Raw genomic sequence first — 19,292 nt, forward strand, 5'->3', positions numbered from 1 at the left:
CCGGCGCGCCGCGCCCCGGCCGCGGAGAAGACACGCGCGGGCCGTCCCCCGAGGGGGACGGCCCGCGTCGGCGTCCGCCGGTCAGGCGGCGACCGGCTCCCTGGAGCCGGCCGGCCGCAGCGCCAGGTCCAGCACCTCCCTGACGTCGGCCACCGGGTGCACGGTGAGCAGCTCCAGCACCTCGGCGGGCACGTCGTCCAGGTCGGGCTCGTTGCGCGCCGGAATCAGCACCGTGGTGATTCCGGCCCGGTGCGCGGCCAGCAGCTTCTGCTTGACCCCGCCGATCGGCAGGACCCGGCCGGTCAGCGAGACCTCACCGGTCATCGCGACGTCGGAGCGCGCCGGGCGGCCGGACAGCAGCGAGGCCAGCGCCGTGGTCATGGTGACGCCGGCGCTGGGGCCGTCCTTGGGGACGGCGCCGGCCGGGACGTGGATGTGCACGCCCCGCTCCTTGAGGTCGCCCACCGGCAGCTCCAGTTCGGCGCCGCGCGAGCGCAGGTAGGAGAGCGCGATCTGGGCGGACTCCTTCATCACGTCGCCGAGCTGGCCGGTCAGGGCCAGCCCGCCGGCACCGGACTCCGGGTCGGCCAGCGACGCCTCCACGAAGAGCACGTCGCCGCCCGCGCCGGTCACCGCCAGGCCCGTGGCGACCCCCGGCACGGCCGTCCGCTCGGCCGATTCCGGCGTGTGCCTGGGCCGGCCGATGTAGGCGCGCAGGTCGTCCGCTCCCACCGACACCGGCAGTTCGCGCTCGCCCAGCGCCACGGTCGCCGCGATCTTGCGCAGCACCCGCGCGATGGAGCGCTCCAGGCCGCGGACGCCGGCCTCGCGGGTGTACTCGCCGGCGACGGTGCGCAGCGCGTCGTCGCCCAGCACGACCTCGGACGGCTCCAGCCCGGCCTTCTCCAGTTGGCGCGGGAGCAGGTGGTCGCGGGCGATGGTGACCTTCTCGTCCTCGGTGTAGCCGTCCAGCTCCACCAGCTCCATGCGGTCCAGCAGCGGCGCCGGGACGGAGTCCAGGGTGTTGGCGGTGGCCAGGAAGACCACGTCGGACAGGTCGAGGTCGACTTCGAGGTAGTGGTCGCGGAAGGTGTGGTTCTGCGCCGGGTCGAGGACCTCCAGCAGGGCCGCCGTCGGATCGCCGCGGAAGTCGCTGCCGACCTTGTCGATCTCGTCCAGCAGCACGACCGGGTTCATCGAACCGGCCTCCTTGACGGCGCGGACGATCCGGCCGGGCAGCGCGCCGACGTAGGTGCGCCGGTGGCCGCGGATCTCCGCCTCGTCCCGGACGCCGCCGAGCGCGACCCTGGTGAACGTCCGCCCCATGGCGCGCGCCACCGATTCGCCCAGCGAGGTCTTGCCGACGCCGGGCGGGCCGACCAGGGCGAGCACGGCACCGCTGCGGCGGCCGCCGATGACGCCGAGCCCCTTGTCCTCGCGGCGCTTGCGCACCGCCAGGTACTCCACGATGCGCTCCTTGACGTCGTCGAGTCCCGCGTGGTCGGCGTCGAGCACCCCGCGCGCGCCCGCGATGTCGTAGGCGTCGTCGGTGCGCTCGTTCCAGGGCATGTCGAGGACGGTGTCGAGCCAGGTGCGGATCCATCCGGCCTCCGGCGAGGAGTCCCCGGCCCGCTCCAGCTTGTCGACCTCGGCCAGCGCGGCCGTGCGGACGTGTTCGGGCAGGTCGGCGGTCTCGACCCGCTCGCGGTAGTCCTCCTCCTCGCTGCCGGGCTTTCCGGACAGCTCGTTGAGCTCCTTGCGGACGGCCTCCATCTGGCGGCGCAGCAGGAACTCGCGCTGCTGCTTGTCCACGCCCTCCTGGACGTCCTTGTTGATCGTCTCGGTGACGTCGAGCTCGGCCAGGTACTCGCGGGTCCACTCGATGAGGTCGCCCAGCCGCTCGGAGACGTCGTAGCTCTCCAGCAGCCGGAGCTTCTGGGCGGTCTTGAGGAACGGGGAGTAGCCGCCGCGGTCGGCGAGCCGGCTCGGGTCGTCGAGCTGCTGGACGCCGTCGAGGATCTGCCAGGCGCCGCGCTTCTGCAGGTAGGTCGTCAGCAGCGTCTTGTACTCGCGGGCCAGCTCCTGCACCCTGCCCGGGTGGCCGCCCTCGGGGGTCTTCTCCTCGTGCACCGCGACCGAGACCCACAGCGCCGCGCCGGGCCCGGTGGTCCCGCTGCCCACGCGCGCCCGGGCCGTGCCGCGCAGCACCGCTGCGGGCTCACCGTCGGAGGTCCGGCCCACCTGCTCGATGACCGCGACGGTCCCCACGCCCGCATAGGAGCCGTCGACGCGCGGCACGATCAGCACCCGCGGCTTGCTCGCCGAGCGGATGCCGGGGGGCTTCGCCGCGCCGTCGCCCACGGCCTGGGCCGCCTCGACGGCGGAGCGGACCTCGGAGTCGGAGATGTCCACCGGCACGACCATGCCGGGAAGGACCACGTCGTCATCGAGCGGCAGGACGGGCAGCGTCACGCCGGATTGCGTGTCAGTCATGGGACCCTCCTTATTGAGTCAATAGGACTCAATAAAGAAGAGTCTGGTTTTGTTCCCCTGTCTCTGTTCGCTGACAGCGATCTCGATCCCGGCACGGTTCCATGACCGAACGACCACGTGACGAAACCGTTACGGCCGGGATCAGACACGGATATGGACAAGTCATGCCAAACCCACTTCCATCAGACCTCACGATCCCGGTCTACACCAGTCGCCGGGCGGTCCCCGGAGGTACGCGTATGCCCACATCCCCGCGCAGTCGCATCACCGTCGCGGCTTCGCTCCCCCTGATCCTGCTCGCCGGCGGCTGCTCCTACCTGTCGGGCGACTCCCAGGCGGCCGACCCCGAATCCGCGGACTGCGAGGACTTCCAGGAGTGGCAGGGCCACGAGGGCACCAGCGTGGAGGTCTACGCCTCCATCCGCGACGAGGAGGGCGAGCGGATGCAGCGGGCGTGGGCGGACTTCGCCTCCTGCACCGGCATCGACATCCAGTACGAGGGCAGCGGCGAGTTCGAGGCCCAGGTCCAGGTGAAGGTCGACGGCGGCAACGCCCCCGACCTCGCCTTCTTCCCCCAGCCCGGCCTGCTGGAGCGCTTCGCCGAATCCGGGGACGCGCTGCCGGCGCCCGAGGGCGTCCAGGAGAAGGCCGAGGCCGGCTGGAGCGAGGACTGGCTGAACTACGCCACCGTCGGCGACGAGCTCTACGGCACCCCGCTGGGAGCCAACGTCAAGTCCTTCGTCTGGTACTCCCCCGGCTTCTTCTCCGACAACGGCTACGAGGTCCCGCAGACCTGGGACGAACTGATCGAACTCAGCGACGCGATGGCCGACGACGGCGTCAAGCCGTGGTGCGCGGGCATCGAATCCGGTGACGCGACCGGATGGCCGGCCACCGACTGGGTCGAGAACGTGATGCTGCGGCAGAACGGCCCCGAGGTCTACGACCAGTGGGTCGAGCACGAGATCCCGTTCGACGACGACCAGGTCGCCGACGCCATGGAGCGGGTCGACGGGATCCTGCGCAACCCCGACTACGTCAACGGCGGCCACGGCGAGGTGCAGAGCATCGTCACCACCTCCTTCCAGGACGCCGGCCTGCCCATCCTGGACGACGAGTGCGGAATGTACCTGATGGGCTCCTTCTACGCCGCCCAGTGGCCGGAGGGGACCACGGTCGCCGAGGACGGCGACGCGTTCGCGTTCAACCTGCCCCCGATCAACCCCGACTTCGGCACGCCCGTCATGGGCGGCGGCGAGTTCGTCGGCGCCTTCGCCGACCGCCCCGAGGTCGTCGCGGTCCAGGAGTACCTGGCGACCGCCGACTACGCCGACCGGCGGGCCGCCGAGGGCGCCTGGTTCTCGGCCCACCAGGACCTGGACCTGGACACGCTGGAGTCCCCGACCGACCGACTCGGCGCCGAGATCCTGCGCGACTCCGAGACGGTGTTCCGCTTCGACGGCAGCGACAACATGCCGGCGGCGGTCGGCGCCGGAACGTTCTGGCGCGGCATGACCAACTGGATCAACGGCGACGAGACCGCGGAGACCCTGTCCTACATCGAGGACTCCTGGCCCTCCTCCTAAAGGAGCGTCCGCACCTGCCCCGGGCGCCGGCGCGCCGGCGCCCGGGCGGCTCCCCCTGAAAGGGATGGAATGGGTTTCTCCCTGCTCGAAGAGCTGCCCAAGCTCCTGTGGCTGGTGATCGGCGTCGCGGCGTTCACCGGCGTCATCGGAGTGCTCCTGCTCGTCGTCGACCGCGGCCCCAAGACGCGGCGCGACTGGTGGCAGGCGGCGTTCTTCCTCGGCCCGGCCGCGCTGCTGCTCCTGCTCGGCACGGTCTACCCGGTGGTGCGCACCACGGCGCTGTCGTTCATGGGCCGCTCCGGCGACGCCTGGGTCGGCACGGCCAACTACGTCTGGATGTTCACCCAGCCCGAGATCCTCATCGTGCTGCGCAACACCCTGCTGTGGGTGGTGTTCGCGCCGGTGCTGGCCACCACGACCGGGCTGGTCTACGCGGTCCTCGTTGACCGCTCCAGGTTCGAGTCCGTCGCCAAGTCGCTGCTGTTCATGCCGATGGCCATCTCCTTCGTCGGCGCCAGCATCATCTGGAAGTTCGTCTACGCGTTCGAACCGGCCGGATCCGATCAGATCGGCGTGCTCAACCAGGTGGTGGTCTGGCTGGGCGGCGAGCCGCAGCAGTGGCTGCTCAACCAGCCGCTGAACACGCTGCTGCTCATCGCCGTGCTGATCTGGGTGCAGGCGGGCTTCGCGATGGTGGTGCTGTCGGCGGCGATCAAGGCGATCCCCGCGGAGATCACCGAGGCCGCGCGGATCGACGGCGCCTCGTCCCCGCAGCTCTTCTGGCGCATCACGCTGCCGTCGGTCTGGCCGACGGTGACGGTCGTGCTGATCACCATCTCGGTGCAGACGCTGAAGGTCTTCGACATCGTCCGCACGATGACCGGCGGGCAGTTCGACACCAGCGTGATCGCCAACGAGATGTACAACCAGGCGTTCCGCTACGGCGAGCTCGGCCAGGGCTCGGCACTGGCCGTCTTCCTCTTCGTCCTGGTCATTCCCCTTGTCATCATGCAGATGCGCAGCAACCGACGCGCCAGGGAGCAGCAGTGACCAACCCGACGCCTCCCCCGCCCACCGCGGACGACGCCGTCAGGGCCGCGCCGCCGGAGTCATCGGCGGCCCGGGTCCGCAGGCGGCTGTCCGGCCGGGCCGCGGGCATCGCCGCCGTCGTCATCGCCGTGCTCTGGACGCTGCCCACCGCGGGGCTGTTCGTCTCCTCCTTCCGCCCGGAGGAGCAGATCAAGACGACCGGGTGGTGGACGTTCTTCAGCGATCCGCGGCTCACCATGGAGAACTACGGCGACGTGCTGTTCGGCACGGCCAGCCGGGGCCAGCTCGCCAGCTACTTCGTGAACTCGTTCGTCATCACGGTGCCGGCCACGGTGTTCGCGGTGACGCTCGCCGCGCTGGCCGCCTACGCGCTGGCCTGGATGAACTTCCCCGGGCGCGACTGGCTGTTCCTGGGGATCTTCGCGCTGCAGATCGTACCGCTGCAGATGTCGCTGGTGCCGCTGCTGCGCTTCTTCTCCGAGGGCGTGAGCATCGGCGACCAGCAGATCCTGCCGGCCTGGGAGCTGCAGGGCGCCTTCCAGTTCACCAACGTGTGGGTGGCGCACACGATCTTCGGCCTGCCGCTGGGGATCTTCCTGCTGCACAACTTCATCTCGCAACTGCCGCGCAGCCTGTTCGAGGCCGCGCGGGTGGACGGCGCGGGGCACGGCGTCATCTTCCGCCGCGTGGTGACTCCGCTGATCGTGCCCGCGCTGGTGTCGCTGGCGATCTTTCAGTTCCTCTGGGTCTGGAACGACCTCCTGGTGGCGCTGATCTTCGCGGGCGGCAGCGTGGACACCGCCCCGCTCACGGTCCGCCTGGCCGAGATGGCCGGCACCCGGGGCGGCGAATGGCAGCGCCTCACGGCCGGCGCGTTCGTCTCCATCGTGGTGCCGCTGGGCGTGTTCTTCGCCCTGCAGCGCTACTTCGTGCGCGGCCTGCTCGCCGGCAGCGTCAAGGGCTGATCCGGCCCGGCCGCCCGGCACGGCCCGCTACCGCACCAGGCCCGACTGGTAGGCGATCACCACCAGTTGGGCCCGATCGCGGGCGTGCAGCTTGACCATGGAGCGGCTGACGTGGGTGCGGGCGGTGGCGGGGCTGACCACCAGGCGCTCGGCGATCTCCTCGTTGGTCAGCCCCTCGCCGACCAGGCCCAGCACCTCGCGCTCGCGGTCGGTGAGCAGGCCCAGCTCGGGGCGGGGGGCGTGGCGGGCGCCCGAGCCCGTGGTGAACGCCGCGATGACGCGGCGGGTCACCGACGGCGACAGCAGCGATTCGCCCTCGGCCGCGAGCCGGACCGCCCGCAGCAGCTCCTCCGGCTCGCTGTCCTTGATCAGGAACCCGGCCGCCCCGGCGCGCAGCGCGTCGAACACGTACTCGTCGAGCTCGAACGTCGTGAGCACCACCACGCGGGTCCCGGTCAGCCGGTCGTCGGCGGCGATCTCGCGCAGCGCGGCGATGCCGTCCATGACGGGCATGCGCACGTCCATCAGGACCACATCGGGCCGCTCCCTGCGCACCAGCTCCAGCGCCTCGCGGCCGTCGGCGGCCTCGCCCGCGAGCTCCAGGTCGTCCTCCGCCTCGATCAGCACCCGCAGCCCCATCCGCACCAGGGCCTGGTCGTCGGCGACGGCCACCCTGACGCTCACCGATCGCCCCCGGTCGGCAGCGGCAGCTCGGCCCGCACGGCGAACCCGCCACCGGAGCGCGGACCGGCGTGCAGGGCTCCGCCGACGGCACGGGCGCGCTCGCGCATCCCGGCCAGCCCGTTGCCCTCGGCCGGCGGCGCCTCGGGCCGGGCGGGACCGTTGTCGGTCACCTCCACGACGACCTCCATCGGCCGGTAGGCGATGCGCACGTCGGCCTCCGCTCCTTCGGCGTGCCGCACCACGTTGGTCAGTGCCTCCTGGACGATGCGGTAGGCCGCGTGGTCCACGGCCGCGGGCAGCTCGACGGGGTCCCCATCGGTGCGCACCCGCGCCCGGCGGCCCGCGGCGGTGATCGCGGCGACCAGGTCCTCCAGTCGGTCCAGCCCGGGCAGCGGCGCCCGCTCGTCGTCGCCCCCGACGCCGGGGTCGCGGAAGACCGCCAGCGTACCGCGCAGCTCCTCCAGCGCGTCCCTGCTGGTCCGCCGGATCGCCTCCAGCGAGGGCACGACCTGCTCCGGGCGCTTGTGCAGCACGTGCAGCGCCACACCGGCCTGCATGCTGATCACCGAGAGGCTGTGCCCGACGACGTCGTGCACCTCGCGGGCGATGCGCAGCCGCTCCTCGTAGGCGTAGCGGCGCAGCTCCTGCTCCCGGTCCCGGCGGGCTCCCTCGCGGCGGGTGCGCACGATGACGCCCAGGGCGGCGGGGGCGAGCAGGAGGGTCAGCCCGAACACGGCCCCCGTCAGCAGCTCGCCGTTGAGCAGCCCCAGGTAGGGGCGGTCGAGGTAGCCGGAGAGCAGCAGCGGCACGGCCAGGGCCGTCCACGGCGCCCAGGCCCGCAGCGGCAGTGCGGCCGCGGTGGAGAACACCACCACGGCCAGCAGCAGCAGAATCGGGCCGAACGGGTTGCCCAGCGCGAGGAAGGCCGTGACGGCCGATGCGGTCACAGCGAGGGCCGTGCGGGGCCGGAGCCTGCGCACCATCACGCCCGCGGCGGCCGCGAACACGGCGGCGTGGGTGGCCGGTGACAGCGGCGCGGCGTCCACCCGGTCGGGCCACCCGGGGCCGGGCCCTCCCTGGCCGGGCGGGCCCCAGTGCTCGAACGCCGTCTGGCCGCGCGTCACGGCGAGCACCAGGAGGCCGAGGAGGAGCCCCAGCGGCACGTCCACGGCGAGGATCCGGCCGGCCTTGCGCGTCATGGGCTTGCGCGCCTCCCCTCACCGCGGGTCCGCCACCGCCGGCGCCGGGCCCGCTCACCGGCCGCCGTCATCCCGACGATAGTTCGCGCGGGCCCGCCCGGCGTCGTGCCGGAGGCGTACCGCGGCTACGCGCGCGGACGTAGCCGCGAAGCCGCGCACCGGGCGATGACGCGCGTAGCGGCCGGCGGCCAGGCTCGGTTGTATGGACACTGCATTGAGCACCGCTTTGGACACCGCACCGAACATCACGCCGACCGCCGGGGCCGCGGGACTCACCGCGTTGGCCGCCCATCCCGGACCGCCCTGGGGCGGTGGACCGCCCCCGTTCCTTCCAGCCGTGGGAGCCGCCATGTTCCTCGTCATCGCCCTGCTGATCGGGCTGGGCGTCTTCCTGCTCAGCCGCCGCGGCGGCGGCCGCCGCCCGCCATGGGCGAGCGCACCCGAACCGCCCGAGGCGGGCGCCAGGCGGGTGCTGGCCGACCGCTTCGCCGCCGGTGACATCGGCGTCGACGAATTCATGGAGCGCGCCGGCGCCCTGAACTGGGTGCCGGGTGAGGACTCCGGAGCCAAGCGATGACGGCGACGCCCCGCCAGGACCGGACCCGGGGGCGTCCGCGCCCCCGGACCGGTTCGCTCCCCGCGTTCCCTCGGCTCTCCCCGGCCTGGCGCAAGACGGTGCTGAGCGCGCACGTCGTCGCGTCGGTCGGCTGGCTCGGCGCCCAGGTGTGCCTGGTGACGCTGCTGGCCGCGGGCCTGGCCGACGACGACCCCGCGCGGGTCGGCGCGGTCTACGGCGCCGCGGGCCTGCTGGTCTCCACCCTGGTCGCCCCCGTGAGCCTCACCGCGCTGGCCACCGGCCTCGTGCTCTCGCTGGGCACCCCGTGGGGCCTGGCCCGCCACTGGTGGGTGCTGATCAAGCTGGGGTTGACCGCGCTCCTGGTGGTCGGAAGCAACTTCAGCCTCGGCCCGCAGGTCCTGGAGCTGGCTGCGGCGACGGCGGACGGCTCGGTGCCGCCCCCGCTGCTCGAACGGGCCAGGACCGTCATCGCCCTGTCGGTGGCGCTGACGGTGCTGCTGGCCGCCACGCTGCTGTCGACGGTCAAGCCCTTCGGCCGGGTCCGCCGGCGCGCGGGGGCGCCGGCGGCACGCGGCTAAGCGGGCTGGTCCCCGTAGTCGTAGTCGTTGTCGCGCAGCGTCGAGATGACGGTGTCGATGGTCTCCTCCGTCAGGGCGTCGTCGACCCCGGTGTCGGCGATGACCAGGAAGACGCGCACGCCCGTGTCGTCCTGGTCGGCCGGGACCGCGACCGCGTGCACGACCCCGCCGGGCGGCTGGCAGTCGGCGTCGGGCTGCTGCACCGTCGCGTCGATCACGGCGTGGTGGCCCGTCAGGTCGTTGGAGGAGAACGCCTCGACCGAGCGCACCGACGTGGCGGCCCTGCCCCCGGCCTCGGTCTCGAACGCGTACTCGGCCCACTTCAGCGCGACGTTCCGGGCCATCTCCTCGGTGTCGTCGGTGTCGGTGACGGCCTGGGCCCCGACGTCGGCGCGCGATCCCCAGGTCTCGCAGGGGTTCTCCTTGTACAGGGAGGTGCCGCCCATGCCGAGGACCGGCTGGCCGTCATCGTCCTCGTAGCCCCGGAGGTGGGTGGGGCCGTCGAAGACCCAGCCGTCGTCGCTGGGCGGGATCTCGTAGACGAAGCCCCACTTGGTGACGCTCGCCAGCTGCCAGCCCTCCTGCATGAGGGGCACGGGCGGGGGCGGGGAGGACGGCTCCTGCGTCGGCTCCGGTTCCCCGGCCGGCTCGGGTTCGGGCTCGCTGCTCTCCTCGGCGGGCGCGGCGGGGGCCGCCGCCTGCTGCGCGTTCCCGCGCAGGCTGATCACCACCACCGTCACGGCGATGACCAGCACGGCCGCGAACACGATGGCGAGGAGCGCCACCATCATGGGGCCGGGTCCGCCGGAGGCTCGGGGGGTCGGGGCACCGCCCTGAGGGTGGCCCCAGTTGTCCGGTCGCTGGTTTCCAGGCCAATTCACGGGTCCGACTCTAGCGGTTCCGCACCTTTGTGCCGATCTCGAACTTGATTTCCAAGCTCAGCCACAGGATGGAGTAGGCGTGCGGGTGGGCGATCTCCGTCCAAGGGCCTTCGGCCACACGAGAGGATCGCCCAGTCACCGCGAATCCCTCCTGTGGCCGAGGTCCAGAACCCCCGATGGCTGAGCTTGAAACTCAAGTCGGGATCGGCCGGATCACTCTCAGGCGCGCAGAGCGGCGCGGGCCGCGTCCATCGCCGTGGTGCGGTACGCGGCGCCGAACAGGCACACGTGCACCAGCAGCGGGTGGAGCTGGTGCAGGGCGATCCGGTCGCGCCACCCCGCGGCCAGCGGCGCCGCCTCGTTGTAGGCGTCGCGCACGCGGTCCAGGTGCGGCAGGCCGAACAGCGAGAGCATGGCGAGGTCGGTCTCGCGGTGGCCGCCGTGCGCGGCGGGGTCCACGACGACCGCTCCGTCCCCCTGCCACATCACGTTGCCGCTCCACAGGTCGCCGTGCACGCGGGACGGCGGTTCGGGGTCGCCGGCCAGGTCCCCGACGGAGCCGATGACCTTCTCCACGACGCGGACGTCGCCCGGTGTGAGCGCGCCCCGGTCGGCGGCCCGCTCCAGGAAGGGGGCGAGCCGCTGCCGGGCGTAGAACTCCGGCCACGACGGGGACGGGGTGTTGTCCAGCGGCAGCGGGCCGATGAACCCGTCCCAGTCCGCTCCGAAGGAGTCCGCGCCGGCCAGGTGCATCGCGGCGAGCCGCCGCCCGAAGTCCTCCGCCGCCGCCGGCGAGGGCGGCCGCTCCTCGATCCAGGACAGCACAAGGGTGTCGGCGTCCCAGCCGACCACCTCGGGCACCGGGGCCCCGGGGGCCCGGCCCAGCCAGTCCAGTCCCAGCGCCTCGGCGCGGAACAGGCCGGACAACCGCTCGCCGCGGTCGGGCACCGCCTTGGCGAACAGCGGCGTGCCGTCGGCGAGCGTGACGCGGTGCAGCTCCCAGTCGTGGCTGGTTCCCAGCGGGGCGGTCTCGGCGACCTCGCGACCGGTCAGTTCGGCGACGCGCGCTGCGACGGGTTCCATGCGCCGCCTACCTCTTGCCGAGCAGGGCGGTCAGCTCGTCGGTGAGGCCCTTGCTCGCCGCCTCGACCATGTTCAGCACGGTGGTGAATCCGTCGTCGCCGCCGTAGTAGGGGTCGGGCACCTCGGGGTTCGGGCCGGCGCCCGGCGCGAACGAGCGGAACAGCCGGACCCGTTCCTCGGCCTGCGCCGGGTCGGCCGTGACCGCCTCGACGAGGCGGCGCAGGTCGGCGAAGTTGTCGGTGTCCATGGCCAGGATCAGGTCCCGCTCGGCGAACCAGACCGCGTCGAACCGGCGGGCGACGTGGTCGGTGGTGTAGCCGTGCACGCGCAGCACCGAGGCGGCCCGGGTGTCCATGTCCGACCCGATGTGCCAGTCCCCCGTTCCAGCGCTGTCCACACGCACGGAGTCGGCCAGTCCGGCGTGTTCGAGATCGGCCAGCAGCACCTTCTCCGCCATCGGGGAGCGGCAGATGTTGCCCAGGCAGACCACGCAGATGCGGTACGGCCCGGCGGGATCACGAGGTTGCGGCAAGCTCATGGGGCCCACGGTAGCCCAGGAGCCCGCGTGGACGGGGAAGATGAGGCCGTGACCAGCGCGGTTCGCGCGTCCGGCTACCCCTTGGGCAGCCGGACCACGGTGACGAAGAAGTCGTCGATCTGCCGCACGACGTTGATGAACTGGTCGAAGTCGACCGGTTTGGTCACGTAGGCGTTGGCGTGCAGCCGGTAGCTGCGCACGATGTCCTCCTCGGCCTCGGAGGTGGTGAGGACGACGACCGGGATGTGCGACAGGTCCTCGTCCTTCTTCACCTCCTCCAGCACCTCGCGCCCGTCCTTGCGGGGCAGGTTCAGGTCGAGCAGGACGAGGTGCGGGCGCGGCGCTTCGGCGTACTCCCCCTCGCGGCGCAGGAAGCGCAGCGCCTCGACGCCGTCGGAGACGACGTGCAGGCGGTTGCCGACCTTGTGCTCCTCGAACGCCTCCTTGGTCATGAGGACGTCGCCGGGGTCGTCCTCGACCAGCAGCACCTCTATGGGTTGCACCATCGTGACCTCGCTCAATGCCTCAGACCTTCTCGGGATCGTTCCCGCGCTCGCGGGAGGCGCTCTCATTGCCGCTCTCGTTGCCGACGAAGGCGAACTCCTCGGGGAAGCCGGCGTCGGCGCCGGCCTCCTCGGTGGAGTCCTCGGCGGACTCCTTCTCCTGGGTGTCGACGGGCAGCGACCAGCAGATGCTGGTCCCCGACCCCTCCGACTCGGCGCCCAGCCAGATGCGCCCGCCGTGGAACTCCACGATCTTCTTGCACATGGCCAGGCCGATGCCCGTGCCACCGTACTTGTCACGGGTGTGCAGCCGCTGAAAGATCACGAAGATGCGCTCGGCGTACTGCGGCTCGATGCCGATCCCATTATCGGTGCAGCAGAACACCCATTCGGCGCCCTCCCTGCGCGCGCTCACGTGGACGCGCGCCGGATCATCGCCGCGGAATTTCACGGCGTTGCCGATGAGGTTGAAGAAGACCTGGGTGAGCAGGGTCTTGTCGCCCCGGACCACGGGCAGGTCGTCGCCGGTGACGACGGCCTCGGCCTCCTCCAGCGCCGCGTCCAGGCTGCGCAGGGCCTCGTTGAGCGCGACGTTGAGGTCGACGGCGCCGAAGTTCTTGGTCCGCCCCACCCTGGAGAACGCCAGCAGGTCGTTGATAAGCGTCTGCATGCGCTTGGCGCCCTCGACGGCGAAGTCGATGTAGGAGTCGGCGCGCTCGTCGAGCCGACCGTGGTAGCGCCGCTGCAGCAACTGGCAGAAACTGGCCACCTTGCGCAGCGGCTCCTGGAGGTCATGGGAGGCGACGTAGGCGAACTGCTCCAGCTCCAGGTTGGAACGGCGCAGCTCCTCGGTCTGGCGCTCCAATAGCTCCGACTGCTCCTGCAGGGTGCGCCGGGCGGTGCCGACCTCTTCGAGGTCGCAGACGATGCGCTCGCGCATGCCGTCGACGTCGCGGCCGACCCGCTGGATCTCCGGCGGCCCCTCCAGGGCGATGCGGTGGGCGTAGTAGCCGTCGGAGACCTGCTGGAGGTGCCGGCCGAGCTGGTCGAGGGGGCGCAGCACCCAGTGCTGGAGCATCACCCACAGGAACGTGCACAGCACCACCACGACCACCCCCACCAGCACCAGCAGCGCGATGAGCTGCTGGGTCGCCGACGTCAGGCCGTCCCTGGCTTCGACGAGCTCCTGGTTGATGCGCCGTTCGAGCTGCTGGCCGGCCAGGCGCAGGTCGTTGAACCGCTCGCGGCCGAGCCGGTAGTCGGTCGAGGTGATCTCCTCGCCCCGCTCGACCTTGTCCAGCGTGGGCTCGGCGAAGTCGCGCTCCCACGCCTCACCGGCCGCCAGCAGCTCCGCGATGTCGGAGTCGATCTCCTCGTTGTCCAGCGCCACGTCCCTGAGGACCGGCAGGGTCTCCTCAAGGGTGGTGACGCCCCGCCGGTAGGGGGAGAGGAAGTCGGTGTCCTCGGTGAGCGCGTAGCCGCGGACGCCGTTGTCCTGGTTGAGGTAGGCGGTCAGGGTGCGCTGGACGGCGCTCTGGGCCGGGGTCAGCTGGTCGACCTGGCGCATGATCGCGTCCCGGGCCTCCAGCGCGTTGAGCGTGATGGTGGAGACCAGCGCGACCAGGACCACGCCGACCGCGGCGAGCAGGACGGTGACGCGGCGCCGCAGCGTCCAGGGCCGCCGCTCGGTGCGTCCGGCGCCGGGGGCCGCGGCGGTCTCGGGGCCGTCGGGCCGGCTCACCCCTGATCCCCGTGCGTGATGAGCAGCATGGCGACGTCGTCCTGGAGCGGGCCGCCGTTGCGCCGCTCGGCCTCGTCGACCAGGTGCTCGGGCAGGTCGACGACCGAGGTGCCGGCCCCGACGACGTCGCTGAGGATCCGCTGCAGCCCCTCGACCCCGAGCCGCTCGGGGGAGTCGTCGTAGGCGTCGACGAGGCCGTCGGTGTAGAGCATGAGCGTCGCGCCGCGCGGGAAGGGGACCTCATCGACCACGGTCTCGACCTCGGGGAACGCGCCCAGCGGGGGCCGGGGGCTGGCCACGACCTCGGCGACGTGGTCGGTGATCACCAGCGGCGGCGGGTGTCCGAACAGCCTGATGCGCAGGGTCTCGGCGCCGGTGTCGAGGCTGACCTGGCACAGCGTCGCATACATCTCCTCCTGCGCACGCTCGCTGATCAGGATCTCCTCCAGCGCGGGCAGCACCGACTCCTCGGGCACGCCGCCCATGACCAGGGCGCGCCAGGCGATCCGCAGGCTCACGCCGAGCGCGGCCTCGTCGGGGCCGTGCCCGCTGACGTCGCCGACGATGACGTGGGTGGTGCCGTCCTTCTCGATGGCGTCGAAGAAGTCGCCCCCGACCAGCGCGCGCTTGCGGCCCGGCCGGTAGAAGGCGCGGTGCGTCAGCGGGGAGCGGTCCAGCAGCACCTGCGGCAGCAGGCCGCGCTCCAGGCGCATGTTCTCGCGCGCGTACAACTCGGCCTCGCGCAACTGGCGGGCGTTCTCGTCGGAGCGCTGCCGTTCGACGGAGTAGCGCAGGCTGCGCGCCAGCAGTGAGCCGTCGACGTGCCCCTTGACCAGGTAGTCCTGGGCGCCCGCCGCGACGGCGGCGACGCCCTCGTGCTCGTCGTCGAATCCGGTCAGCACCACCACGGCGGCGGACTCGGCCGAGGTGAGCACCTCGCGCAGCAGCTCCATGCCGCCGGCGTCGGGCAGGTTCAGGTCGAGCAGCACGCAGCCCCGGAAGGACGGCAGGTGCTCACGGGCCTCGTGCAGCGTGGAGAACCAGGTGATGTGCGCGCTCAGCGCCGTGTCGGCGAGCAGCTCCTCGACCAGGAACGCGTCTTGGGGGTCGTCCTCGATCAGCAGGATCTCGACCGACTCGACGGGGGCCGACACGGAACGCGTATCGGCCTCGTCCGAATGGCCGCTATCGGCCGTCCTCGCCGCGTAGGAATACCTCACGGCCACGGACTCGTGCTCTGTTTTCCTAGTGTCCACACATCGCCTCTACGTCGACCAGTTCTTCGGTGCTCGGCAGCACCTTCGCGGCTCCTCCGATGCCCGGAGTCCTCCCGTCAACCGCCCGGCACGATGAGACATCGGCTGTCAGTGTTCATCGGAGTTCATCGGAGACTGCGACCGTCCGCTCAGCGAGACGCCAGCGCGCAGATGATTCGCGGCATTCAAACGATAATGGCCCGGAATGTCTATCGCTAGCGGGATTGCACGAGAGACATCCAACGCCCGGACCGGGAACTCTTGAGCCGGGAACGCTCGTCGCCGCGTCATTGTTCCGTTGTCAGGATACCGCCCCGAGGGCTCCACAAACGGCCAGGTCACAAGAGTCCGGGTATTCCAGTGCCGTGGGTGGCGGGCGGAATCACCGTCGGCGCAGGCGCCGCACCAGGGTCGCGGCGGCCGCCGCACCGGCCAGCGCGCCGGTCAGCGCCACCGTCGCCGAGGCGGCTTCGCGGCGCCGCCGGCGCAGGGCCGCATCGGCGACCGCCGCGGTGCGGTCCTCCTCGCCGAACCGCCCGGCACACAACTCCGGATCCAACTCCCAGGGCCGCCAGCGCCGCGGCCAGTCGCACAGCTCATGGGCGGGGGCCGCGCGCACGGCTCCCAGCGACAAGCGGGTGACCAGGCCGCTGAGCGAGCGGCGCGGCTTCAGCCGCGCGCCGGAGGAACGGCCGGTCAGCGTCACGGGCCCCGGGCCCGCGTAGCGGAGCTCACCGGGGGCGTTGCGCAGCAGTTCCGCGAGCAGCTGCGCGCAGGCCCTGGCGTCGCCCAGCGCCGTGTGCTGGCCGGTCGGCCAGTGCCCGCTGAGGACGTGGCTGGCCCTGGGCAGCGAATAGCGCTCCAGATCGATCTGGGAGCGCAGGGTGCGCAGCGTGCACAGCCCGGCCAGCCCCGTGGGCAGCCCCGCCGGGACGAACTCCGCGTCGAGGAAGCGCCCCTCGAAGTCGAGGTTGTGGCCCACCAGGACCGCGCCGGAGAACAGCTCGGCCAGGTCCCCGACGATGTCGGCCGCCCTGGGCGCCCCGACGACGTCGCCGACGGCGATGCCGTGGAACTCCTGCCCGGTGACGGGGATGCGGGGGTCGACCAGCGTGGTGAACTCGCGCAGCACCGTGCCGTCACCGCGCATCCGCACCACCGCGATCTCGCAGACCTTCGCGCCCCGGCGCGGGTCGAGTCCGGTGGTCTCCACGTCGACCACGGCGTATTCGAGGTCCAGCGCCCGGTGACCGGGGCGGGTACGGCTCAGCGCTCCGAAACGGAGGGCCCGCCGGCCGGCGCGACCGTCGTCCAGCACGTTGTCGTCCCCTGTCTGTCGCAATGAGCCTCCCGGCACGCACACCCTCCGGCGTGCACCGGCCACCCCGCCTGCCTGCCGGGCCAAGCCCCGACCTTACCCGCCGACACTGACGGAGCCCGTCGAACGAGCACGCTGGAGGCCGCGCGGACGGGGTGCCGACCCGGTCGCGGCGTCTATGCTCTGGCCTGGCCCACGAGGCCGAGCAGCACGAGCCAGGGAAGACCCCCGCACCGCACGAGGAGCCCGCATGCCGGACAGCACGCCGACCGCCCACGCCCCGCTCGTCGAGGTGGTCAGATCAGGGTTCCGCGAAGGCGTGCACTTCGGCGCCGTGGTGGGGCTGTCGGCGTCAGGCGAGGTGGCCCATGCGCGCGGACCGGTCGAGGCGCCCACGTTCCCGCGCTCCTCGGCCAAGCCGTTCCAGGCGCTGGCCTGCCTGCGCGTCGGCGCGCCGATCACGGGCGCCCAGGTGGCGATCGCCGCGGGCAGCCACAGCGGCCAGGACATCCACGTGGCCAATGTCATCCGGACGCTGGCCGACGCCGGTCTGGGACCGGACGCGCTGGACTGCCCGCCGGAGCCGCCCATGGACCGCAGGACCCGCGAGGAGCTGCTGCGCTCGGGCGGCGGGCCCGCGCGGGAGCTGATGAACTGCTCGGGCAAGCACGCCGCGATGCTGGCCGCGTGCGTGCGGCAGGGCTGGAGCACCGCCGACTACCTGGACCCCGGCCACCCGTTGCAGGTCCTGGTCCGCGAGGTCATCGAGGAGAAGTGCGGCGAGCCGGTCGTCCACACCGCCGTCGACGGCTGCGGCGCCCCGCAGATGGCGGTGTCGCTGGTCGGCCTGGCCCGCGGCGTGCGGGCGATGGCCCTTGCCGACGCGGACTCGCACGAGGCGACCGTGCTCTCGGCGATGCGGGGGTTCCCCGAGTACGTCGCGGGCGCCGACCGCGACGACACCGTGCTGATGCGGCGGCTGCCCGGGGTCGTGTCCAAGCAGGGGGCCGAGGGCGTCATGGTGGTGGCCGCGGCCACCGGTGAGAGCGTCGCGGTCAAGATCAGCGACGGCGACCCGCTGGTCCGGGCCCGCACGATGGTCGCGCTGACCGCGCTGGCCGAACTCGGCGTCGACGTCGGTCCGGTCACCGACCTGCTCGCTGCGGACGTGCTCGGCGGCGGCCGCCCGGTCGGGACGGTCCGCCCGCTGGCCGGCTGAGCCGCACCGCTGCGCGCGCAGCACAACCGCGTGCGGCACAGCGCGGAAACACAGCGGAAACACATCGGTTCCGGTGGACGTTGCACCTTGGTGATCCCACCGGTGCGTGCCGCGGTGGGACGGCCCCCGCCCACGGCACGCGTCACCGGGACGAGTGGAGATCGGATGCGCGACATTGTCATCGTCGGGGCCGGCATGGCCGGGCTCGGTGCCGCGGAGTCGCTGCGCAGCGCGGGCTTCGACGGCACGATCACCCTGGTCGGCGAGGAGAAGCACCGGCCCTACTCCCGGCCCCCGCTGTCCAAGGAGGTGCTGACCGGCCGGGGCTCGCCCAAGGGCGTCGCGCTGCGCGACGAGCCCGAGTTCGACGCGCTCCGGCTGGACCTGCGGCTCGGCCGCCGCGCGGAGCGGCTACGCCCCGCCGAGCGCGCGGTGGAACTGGACGACGGCTCCGCCCTCACCTGCGACGGCCTGGTGATCGCGACCGGGGCCGCGCCGCGGCGGCCGGCCACCGGCCTCGCAGGGGTGCACGTGCTGCGCACGATCGAGGACGCCGAGGCGGTGCGCGCGGAGTTGGAGGCCGTGGACCGGATGGTCGTGGTCGGGGCCGGGTTCATCGGCGCCGAGGTCGCGGCGAGCGCCCGGGCGCTGGGCGTCGAGGTGACTCTGGTCGAGGCCGCGCCCACCCCCATGACCCGGGTGGTCGACCCGAGGATCGGCGCGGCGCTCACCGGACTGCACCTGGACCACGGGGTGGACCTGCGGCTGGGGGTCGGCGTGACCGGGTTCGAGGGCACCGGCCGGGTCGAGCGGGTCCGGCTCGCCGACGGCACAGCGGTCGAGGCGTCCCTGGTGGTGGCCGGCCTGGGTGTGGAGACGAACACCGGCTGGCTGGCCGGCTCCGGCGTCGAACTCGCCGGCGGCGTGGGCGGCGTGCGCTGCGACGCCCACTGCGCGACCTCGCTTCCCGGCGTGTACGCGGCCGGCGACATCGCCTCCTGGCCGCACCCCCGCTACGGCGGCCGCATCAGGCTGGAGCACTGGACCAACGCCGGTGAGCAGGCGGCCGTGGCGGCGCACAACCTGCTGGCCGGCGAGGGCGCCCGGCAGGAGTACGCTCCGGTCCCCTACTTCTGGTCCGACCAGTACGGCATGAAGGTCCAGCTACTCGGCCAGGCGGCCCCGGCCGACACCGTGGAGTTCGTGCACGGCTCGGTCGAGGACCGCAAGTTCGTGGCGTTCCTCGGCCGGGCCGGGATGCTCGTCGGCGTCCTGGGCCTGCGCTCCACCCCGAAGGTCATGCGCTACCGCCCGCTGCTGGCCGAGCCCACCGCCTGGGACGACGCCCTGGCCGCCGCCGGGCGTTAGGAATGCGTGGGCGGACCTTGGCCCCAGGGGGCTTGGAGGCCCACCGCAGGAGGAGGCTCGTGCGGGCGCGGTTCTCTCGTGTGGCCGAAGGCCCATTGAGGTGAACTGCGCGCTCGTGCGCGAAGCAGACCCGCCGCCTTGGGCGTGGGCCGAAACCGCGGTTCCGGTCTGGACCGCAGGACGTCCGATGTGCTTCGCGCGGAGCCGGGCACCCCGCAGAAACGGGCCTCCGGCCACACGGCGGACCGCCCGT

Annotated in this window: 17 protein-coding genes; 7 read left to right on the forward strand and 10 right to left on the reverse strand. The window is 72.5% G+C overall.

Annotated features, from left to right (window positions below; genetic code table 11):
• Nucleotides 1-81 precede the first annotated feature (81 nt).
• The gene (lon, locus tag HDA32_RS22050) at nucleotides 82-2,493 is read right to left on the reverse strand and encodes an endopeptidase La (RefSeq protein WP_179645020.1); all 2,412 of its coding nucleotides are present in this window, start codon (nucleotides 2,491-2,493) and stop codon (nucleotides 82-84) included.
• Between the two features lie 239 nt (nucleotides 2,494-2,732).
• On the opposite strand from lon, the gene HDA32_RS22055 reads away from it, so the two are divergent.
• The 3 genes from HDA32_RS22055 to HDA32_RS22065 all read left to right on the forward strand — a co-directional run bounded on the left by HDA32_RS22055 (nucleotide 2,733) and on the right by HDA32_RS22065 (nucleotide 6,094).
• Nucleotides 2,733-4,079 (forward strand): ABC transporter substrate-binding protein, encoded by a 1,347-nt coding sequence (locus tag HDA32_RS22055; RefSeq protein WP_179645021.1) that lies wholly within the window; start codon nucleotides 2,733-2,735, stop codon nucleotides 4,077-4,079.
• Between the two features lie 69 nt (nucleotides 4,080-4,148).
• Nucleotides 4,149-5,129, forward strand: a complete 981-nt coding sequence (locus tag HDA32_RS22060) for a carbohydrate ABC transporter permease (RefSeq protein WP_179645022.1) — start codon at nucleotides 4,149-4,151, stop codon at nucleotides 5,127-5,129.
• Nucleotides 5,126-6,094 carry a carbohydrate ABC transporter permease gene (locus HDA32_RS22065; protein ID WP_179645023.1) on the forward strand — a complete coding sequence of 323 codons (969 nt, stop codon included), beginning with the start codon at nucleotides 5,126-5,128 and terminating at the stop codon, nucleotides 6,092-6,094. Before HDA32_RS22060 ends, HDA32_RS22065 begins: the two co-directional genes overlap by 4 nt.
• A 27-nt stretch (nucleotides 6,095-6,121) precedes the next feature.
• Here HDA32_RS22065 and HDA32_RS22070 read toward each other — a convergent pair whose 3' ends face one another.
• On the reverse strand, nucleotides 6,122-6,778 hold the full coding sequence (locus tag HDA32_RS22070) for a response regulator transcription factor (protein ID WP_179645024.1): 657 nt from the start codon (nucleotides 6,776-6,778) through the stop codon (nucleotides 6,122-6,124).
• Complete coding sequence (locus HDA32_RS22075) at nucleotides 6,775-7,977, reverse strand: sensor histidine kinase (protein ID WP_179645025.1); 1,203 nt, start codon at nucleotides 7,975-7,977, stop codon at nucleotides 6,775-6,777. The genes HDA32_RS22070 and HDA32_RS22075 overlap by 4 nt, the downstream gene beginning before the upstream one ends.
• A gap of 202 nt (nucleotides 7,978-8,179) precedes the next feature.
• Here HDA32_RS22075 and HDA32_RS22080 point away from each other — a divergent pair, with 202 nt between their 5' ends.
• Together HDA32_RS22080 and HDA32_RS22085 are read left to right on the forward strand one after the other, a co-directional pair.
• The gene (locus tag HDA32_RS22080; protein ID WP_246334451.1) at nucleotides 8,180-8,554 is read left to right on the forward strand and encodes an SHOCT domain-containing protein; all 375 of its coding nucleotides are present in this window, start codon (nucleotides 8,180-8,182) and stop codon (nucleotides 8,552-8,554) included.
• Nucleotides 8,551-9,132, forward strand: coding sequence for a hypothetical protein (locus HDA32_RS22085; protein ID WP_246334452.1), 582 nt, complete (start codon nucleotides 8,551-8,553; stop codon nucleotides 9,130-9,132). Before HDA32_RS22080 ends, HDA32_RS22085 begins: the two co-directional genes overlap by 4 nt.
• Here the strand turns inward: HDA32_RS22085 and HDA32_RS22090 are convergent.
• The 7 genes from HDA32_RS22090 to HDA32_RS22120 all read right to left on the reverse strand — a co-directional run bounded on the left by HDA32_RS22090 (nucleotide 9,129) and on the right by HDA32_RS22120 (nucleotide 16,476).
• Complete coding sequence (locus tag HDA32_RS22090; protein WP_179645026.1) at nucleotides 9,129-9,923, reverse strand: DUF8017 domain-containing protein; 795 nt, start codon at nucleotides 9,921-9,923, stop codon at nucleotides 9,129-9,131. The two genes, HDA32_RS22085 and HDA32_RS22090, sit on opposite strands and share 4 nt — an antisense overlap.
• Before the next feature lie 309 nt (nucleotides 9,924-10,232).
• Entirely contained in the window at nucleotides 10,233-11,096 is an 864-nt protein-coding gene (locus HDA32_RS22095; RefSeq protein WP_179645027.1) for a fructosamine kinase family protein, read from the reverse strand.
• A gap of 7 nt (nucleotides 11,097-11,103) precedes the next feature.
• The gene (locus HDA32_RS22100; protein WP_179645028.1) at nucleotides 11,104-11,634 is read right to left on the reverse strand and encodes a low molecular weight protein-tyrosine-phosphatase; all 531 of its coding nucleotides are present in this window, start codon (nucleotides 11,632-11,634) and stop codon (nucleotides 11,104-11,106) included.
• 74 nt (nucleotides 11,635-11,708) lie between these two features.
• Nucleotides 11,709-12,140, reverse strand: coding sequence for a response regulator (locus tag HDA32_RS22105; RefSeq protein WP_179646870.1), 432 nt, complete (start codon nucleotides 12,138-12,140; stop codon nucleotides 11,709-11,711).
• A 19-nt stretch (nucleotides 12,141-12,159) separates the two neighbouring features.
• Entirely contained in the window at nucleotides 12,160-13,878 is a 1,719-nt protein-coding gene (locus HDA32_RS22110; protein WP_179645029.1) for a sensor histidine kinase, read from the reverse strand.
• On the reverse strand, nucleotides 13,875-15,032 hold the full coding sequence (locus HDA32_RS22115) for a PP2C family protein-serine/threonine phosphatase (RefSeq protein WP_312863282.1): 1,158 nt from the start codon (nucleotides 15,030-15,032) through the stop codon (nucleotides 13,875-13,877). The genes HDA32_RS22110 and HDA32_RS22115 overlap by 4 nt, the downstream gene beginning before the upstream one ends.
• 484 nt (nucleotides 15,033-15,516) lie before the next feature.
• Complete coding sequence (locus HDA32_RS22120) at nucleotides 15,517-16,476, reverse strand: 3'-5' exonuclease (protein WP_246334453.1); 960 nt, start codon at nucleotides 16,474-16,476, stop codon at nucleotides 15,517-15,519.
• 226 nt (nucleotides 16,477-16,702) lie between these two features.
• On the opposite strand from HDA32_RS22120, the gene HDA32_RS22125 reads away from it, so the two are divergent.
• Entirely contained in the window at nucleotides 16,703-17,671 is a 969-nt protein-coding gene (locus tag HDA32_RS22125; RefSeq protein WP_179645031.1) for an asparaginase, read from the forward strand.
• 165 nt (nucleotides 17,672-17,836) lie between these two features.
• On the forward strand, nucleotides 17,837-19,039 hold the full coding sequence (locus HDA32_RS22130; protein WP_179645032.1) for an NAD(P)/FAD-dependent oxidoreductase: 1,203 nt from the start codon (nucleotides 17,837-17,839) through the stop codon (nucleotides 19,037-19,039).
• The last annotated feature ends 253 nt before the right edge of the window (nucleotides 19,040-19,292 follow it).

The sequence above is a fragment of the Spinactinospora alkalitolerans genome, from assembly GCF_013408795.1.
Taxonomy (GTDB): domain Bacteria; phylum Actinomycetota; class Actinomycetes; order Streptosporangiales; family Streptosporangiaceae; genus Spinactinospora; species Spinactinospora alkalitolerans.